Below are 6,271 nucleotides of genomic sequence, written 5' to 3'. Positions count from 1 at the left end.
CACGTTCGTGCGCAACAACGGCTGCACCGCGCAGAACGCCCCCGAACCGGCGGCGGGAAGCCGCAGGCACATCATCACGAACTACAGCGGCTGCCGCGCGGGCTACCCCGTGGTCTGGGCGGCGTTCGACGGCGGGCACACCCCGGGACCGATCGACTCCGGCGGCGACGGGTGGCAGACCTGGACCTCCGGCGAGGTGTGGAAGTTCATCACCCAGTTCGGCGGTGGCAGCGGCCCGACGAGCACGTCGAGCACTCCGAACACGACGCCGTCCACCCCGCTGCCCACCGAGTGGCCGTGCCGGGTGAGCGACAAGATCGACTCGTGGGCCGAGGGCCTGACGTCGAACATCACCCTCACGAACACGAGCACGGCACCCGTCGACGGGTGGTCGCTCGTCTTCGCCCCGCCCAGCGGGCAGACGATCACGGGCGGCTGGAGCGCCACCTACTCCTACTCCCCCACCCTGGGCCAGGTGACCGCGACGAACGCCTCGTACAACGGGCAGATCGCGCCCGGCGCGTCGATCACCTTCGGCTTCCAGGCGACCCACACGGGCAACGCCGGGAAGCCGGACTGGTTCAACCTCAACGGTCGCCTGTGCCAGGTCGTCTGACAGGAGCACGAACACCATGCACCAGAACAGGAAGTGGTGGATCGCCATCGCGGCGGCCGCGGCGGTGGTCCTGTCCGGCGTCGGCGCGGCCCACGCGCAGGCGCCGGACAGGACCGGCTCTCTCGCGGCGACACCGGGCTGCGGCAAGGCCCCCACCCTGCGCAACGGCAACCAGACCATCCAGAGCGGCGGCAAGAACCGCTCGTTCATCCTCAGCATCCCCGACAACTACGACAACACCCGCCAGTACCGGCTGGTCTTCGGCCTGCACTGGTGGGGCGGCACGGCCGACCAGGTGGCGGGCGGTGGCAGCGACGGCGACGTCTACGCCTACTACGGCCTGCGGCGGCTGGCGGACAACTCGACGATCTTCGTGGCACCGCAGGGGCTCGACAACGGCTGGGCCAACTCCGGCGGTGAGGACGTCCGGTTCGTCGACGACATGCTCAGCCGGATCGAGAACGACCTCTGCGTCGACACGACGCAGCGGTTCTCGCTCGGCTTCAGCTACGGCGGCGCGATGAGCATCTCGCTCGCGTGCTCGCGCCCGACCGTGTTCCGCGCCATCGCCGCGATCGCGAGCCCCGGCGAGATCAGCGGATGCGCCGGCGGCACCGCCCCCGTCGCCTACCTGGGAATCCACGGCGTCAGCGACAACATCGGCTCGGGACGAAGCCAGCGCGACCGGTGGGTCAGGAACAACGGCTGCACTCCGCAGAACGCGCCCGAGCCCGCGGCCGGCAGCCGCACCCACATCACCACCCACTACGCGAACTGCCGGACCGGCTACCCGGTCGCCTGGGCCCCCTTCGACGGCGGGCACCAGCAGGGACCGGTGGACGGGTGCGCCGGCTGCGAGAGCGGCGCCCGCAGCTGGGTCAAGACCGAGGTATGGAACTTCTTCACCGGCGGCACGACGCCTCCTCCGACCTCGTTCCGGTTGCGCGGCGAGGCCTCGGGCCGCTGCCTGGACGTCACGGGAGCGGGCACGGCCAACGGCACCCAGCTGGTCGCCTGGGACTGCCACGCAGGCGCCAACCAGCAGTTCAGCAGGAACGGGCAGGCGCTGCAGGTGACGGGCAAGTGCCTGGACGCGCCCACCGGCGCGACCTCCGGCACCAGGGTCCAGATCTGGGACTGCCACGGCGGCGCCAACCAGGCGTGGACGTCCGGTTCCTCCGGCACGGTCACGAACGTCCAAACAGGACTGTGCCTGACCGCGAGCGGCACGGCCAACGGCTCGGCCGTGACCGTGGCCTCGTGCCAGGGCGGCGCCGACCAGCGCTGGTCCCAGTCCTAGCAGGAGGCGGCCGCCGGCCTGGGGCCGCCTCCACCCACGCCCGCGCTGACGGGCCACTTCGAGGAGACGACGTTGCCCCACGAACAAGACGAACGTCCAGGGGTCCGCAGGCGCACGGTCCTCGGTGGCGGGCTCGCGGCGCTGGCCGCCACAGGACTTCCCGGTCCCGCGGCCGCCAGTGCCGCGACGCCCGCACCGGCAGCAGCACCCGCGAACGGCGCGCTCGCGGCGGCGTGGCCCGACCCGCCCAACGGTTTCCCGGAGTGGAACAACAACATCGGGATCTTCGCCGTCAACGCCCAGCCGGCACACGCCACGTTCATGCCGTACGCCGACCTCCAGCAGGCGCTCGCCGGGGACCGCACGACCTCGCCGTTCCGGCTCGACCTGACCGGCACCTGGCGGTTCAAGCACGTCACCCGCCCTGCCGACCGCGACCAGAACTTCTGGCGCGCCGACTACGACGACAGCGGCTGGGCCACCCTCCCGGTGCCGTCGAACTGGCAGCTGCACGGCTACGACGCCCCGATCTACCTCAACGTCACGTACCCGTGGTGGGGCGCCAACGGCCAGAACGAGAACGCCCAGCCCCCGTTCGCGCCGCAGCGGGTCAACCCCGTCGGCCAGTACCGCCGGACCTTCACGCTGCCGTCCACCTGGCAGGGACGGCGGGTCCACCTCCACTTCGAGGGTGTCAAGGCCGGGTTCTACCTGTGGGTCAACGGGACGAAGGTCGGCTACCGCGAGGGGTCGTACACACCGGCCGAGTTCGACGTCACCGACCACGTCCGCGCGGGTTCCAACCTGGTCGCGGTCGAGGTCTTCAAGTACCCGGACGGCGACTGGCTCGAGGACCAGGACATGATCCGGCTGTCCGGGATCTTCCGGCCGGTATGGCTCTACTCGCTGCCGCCCGTCCACCTGCGCGACTTCACGATCACCACTCCGTTGCGGGACAACTACACCAACGCCGACCTGGTGGTCGCGGTGGCCGTCCGCAACAACGGCGGCCAGCAGTCCGGCGGACTCACCGTCGAGACGCAGCTGTACGACCAGAACCGGCAACCGGTGTGGCCGGAACCGTTGCGGACGGCGGTGAACGCGCCCTCGCCGGGTCAGGAGACGACCGCGCGCGGCGCGAAGGCGGTGCAGGGGCCGAGGCTCTGGTCGGCCGAGCACCCGAACCTCTACACCGCCGTGCTCACGTTGCGCGACCCGTCCGGCGCGGTGACCCAGACGGTGTCGGCGCGGGTCGGCTTCCGCGAGTTCGCCCTCGTCAACGGGCTGATGCGGATCAACGGTCAGCCGGTGTCGCTGCGCGGCACCAACCGGCACGAGATGCACCCGGACCGCGGAACGGCGCTGACCCGCGAGGACATGGTCCGCGACATCACGGTGATGAAGCAGCTCAACATCAACTCGGTCCGCACGTCGCACTACCCGAACAACACGATCTGGTACGAGCTCGCCGACGAGTACGGCCTGTACGTCGTGGACGAGACCAACCTGGAGACCCACGGCATCCGCGACGACTACCCGGACTCGAAGGCGGACTGGACCTCGGCCGTGCTCGACCGGGCGGCCCAGATGGTGCACCGGGACAAGAACCACCCGTCGGTGATCATGTGGTCGCTCGGCAACGAGGCCGGTGGCGGCAGCAACTTCGTGGCGATGCGCGACTGGATCCGTGCGGCCGACCCCACCAGGGTCATCCAGTACGAGGGCGACAACCGCCCCCAGGTCAGCGACATCCGCTCCGCCATGTACGAAAGCCCGGCGGGGGTGCTGAACCGGGCGAGGAGCACCTCCGACACCCGGCCGTACGTGATGATCGAGTACACGCACAGCATGGGCAACTCCACCGGCAACCTCAAGGAGTACTGGGACGTCATCCGGGCCAACCCCGTGCTGCAGGGCGGCTGGATCTGGGACTTCGTCGACCAGGCCCTCACCTGGAGGACCGCGTCCGGCGTCACGTACCTCGCCTACGGCGGCGACTGGGGCGACAACCCGAACGACGGCGCCTTCTGCGGCGACGGCATCGTCACCCCCGACCGGCGGATCAGCGGCAAGGCCGTCGAGGTCAAGCAGGTCTACCAGGCGATCGTCGTGGCCGCCGGCAGTTCCTTCGACACCGTCCGCATCACCAACGAGCACCTGTTCACCAACGTCAACGAGTTCGTGGTGGACTGGGCGCTGGTCGCCGACGGCACCGTTGTCCAGAGTGGACAGCTCACCTCGGCGCAGGCCGACGTGCCACCGCTGTCGACCAGGACGGTGCAGCTGCCGGTCCAGCGCCCGGCGAACCCGGCTCCTGGCGCGGAGCACTTCCTGCGGCTGTCGTTCAAGCTGCGCACCGCGGCACCGTGGGCCGGCGCCGGTTTCGAGGTGGCCAAGCAACAACTGCCCGTCAACCTCTCCAGCCCGCCGGTGGTGCCGACACCGGTCACGTCGGTGCCGGTGGTGACCGCGACAGAGACGGGTGACCGGATCACCGTCACCGGTCAGGACTTCAGCGTGGTCATCGCGAAGGCGACCGGTCTGATCACCTCCTACGACGCCCTGGGCATGCGCCTGCTGAACTCCGGGCCCGTTCCCAACTTCTGGCGGGCGCCGACCGACAACGACGTCGGCAACGGCCACCCGAGCCGCAACGCCACGTGGCGCAACGCCGGCGCGAACCGGACGGTGAGCAGGGTGGTGCTGGACCGGCCGTCCGACCGCGCGGCACGGGTCACCGTCAGCGGCACCCTGCCGACCAGCACGGTGTCGACGTTCACGACGACGTACACGGTCTACGGCAACGGCGAGATCAAGGTCGACAACTTCCTGCACCCCGGATCGTCGAGCCTGCCCTACCTCCCCGAGGTCGGGACGATGCTGTTCGTGCCGGGTGAGCTCTCCCGGCTGCGCTACTACGGCCGCGGCCCGCACGAGAACCAGTGGGACCGGAAGACGGGCTCCGACGTCGGCGTGTACTCCTCGACCGTGGCCGAGCAGTGGACCGGTTACCTCCGGCCGCAGGAGAACGGCAACAAGACCGACGTCCGCTGGGTCGCTCTCACCAACGGCTCCGGCCGCGGCCTGCTCGCGTACGCGGAACCGCTGCTCGAGGTGAACGCGTCCTACTTCACCCCGGAGGACCTCTCGAAGGGCGTCCGGCACGACTACCAGCTGACCCGGCGCCAGGACGTGGTGCTGCGGCTGAACCTGCGGCAGACCGGTGTCGGCGGCAACGACAGCTGGGGCGCACATCCCCTCGACACCTACAAGCTGTTCCCCAACCGGGACTACAGCTACACGTACCGGTTGCGCCCGCTGCCCGACCTCGCCCAGGCTCTGGCGCTGTCCCGCCAGCCGGTCGGCAGCACCGGCGGCGGCACCGGCCCGGTGCAGCCGGGGGTGGACTACCGCCTCGTCGCCCAGCACAGCACCAAGCTCGTCGACATCAACGGCGCTTCGACCGCGGCCGGCGCCACCGCGATCCAGTGGAGCGCCACGGGCGGGTTGAACCAGGTGTTCGACTTCCTGGACTCGGGCGGCGGCTTCTACCGCGTCCGCGCACGGCACAGCGGTCTCGTGCTCCAGGCGGCGAGCTCGAGCACCGGCGCCGACATCACCCAGCAGACCGACACAGGCGCCACCGCCCAGCAGTGGCAGGTCGTCGACCACGGCCTCGGCGTGATCGGCCTGGTGAACCGGCAGAGCGGCCTCTCCCTGGACGTGTGGGAGGCGTCGACCGCCGACGGCGCCCGCCTTTCGCAGTGGACCACCGGTACCGGGCTGAACCAGAGGTTCGGGCTGCAACGGCTCTAGGAGCGTCAGGACCCGAAAGGACGACGAGGCCGGCTCCCCCGCGGAGGGGAGCCGGCCTGTTCGTCGTGCTGCTCGGTGTCAGGCGGTCAGCGTTGCAGCGTCAGCACGCCGGGCCGGTACGGCAGGAGGCCGTAGTCGCCGCCCGAGTTCGGGTTGCGGCCCTGGTAGAGGAGTTGCAGGTTGCAGGGGTCGATGGTCTTGGTCTGGTCGGGGTTGGTGCGGATGATGTCGCCGTGGCTGATGTCGTTGGTCCAGGTGGCACCGCTGTTGGCCTTGCCGGCGAACGGGTTGCTCTCGGTGGCGGCCTGCGGGGTCCACGACCCGTTCAGGCTGCTGGACGTGAACGAACGGAAGTAGCGCCCGTTGTTCCCGATCGCCTCGACGATCATGAGGTACTGGTTCTGGCCCTGCACCTTGTAGACCTCGACCGCCTCGAACAGGTTGTTCGTGGTGTCGCTCATGACGGTCGTGTAGGACGAGCCGAAGTTGCCCGGGAAGTTGCCGATCGGCATGCTGGCCCGGTAGATCTTGCCGTTGTC

General features: G+C 69.9%; 4 protein-coding genes. 3 read left to right on the top strand and 1 reads right to left on the bottom strand.

The annotated features are described in order from the left end of the window. From VM306_RS28285 to VM306_RS28275, 3 genes are all read left to right on the top strand, one after another. Nucleotides 1-616: cellulose binding domain-containing protein (locus VM306_RS28285; protein WP_325520512.1), on the top strand; the 616-nt coding region annotated here is incomplete at its 5' end. 16 nt (nt 617-632) lie between these two features. Then, entirely contained in the window at nt 633-1,916 is a 1,284-nt protein-coding gene (locus tag VM306_RS28280; protein WP_325520510.1) for a ricin-type beta-trefoil lectin domain protein, read from the top strand. 72 nt (nt 1,917-1,988) lie between these two features. Continuing rightward, a complete protein-coding gene (locus VM306_RS28275) occupies nt 1,989-5,732 on the top strand; it encodes a glycoside hydrolase family 2 TIM barrel-domain containing protein (protein ID WP_325520508.1) in 3,744 nt (1,247 codons plus the stop codon). Between the two features lie 86 nt (nt 5,733-5,818). Here the strand turns inward: VM306_RS28275 and VM306_RS28270 are convergent. Next, the coding region (locus tag VM306_RS28270; protein WP_325520506.1) for a non-reducing end alpha-L-arabinofuranosidase family hydrolase at nt 5,819-6,271 on the bottom strand (453 nt) is incomplete at its 5' end.

This window comes from Lentzea sp., assembly GCF_035525475.1.
Classification (GTDB): domain Bacteria; phylum Actinomycetota; class Actinomycetes; order Mycobacteriales; family Pseudonocardiaceae; genus Lentzea.
Note: the sequence above shows the minus strand (reverse complement) of the source record. Positions and strands in the feature narration are given on the sequence as shown.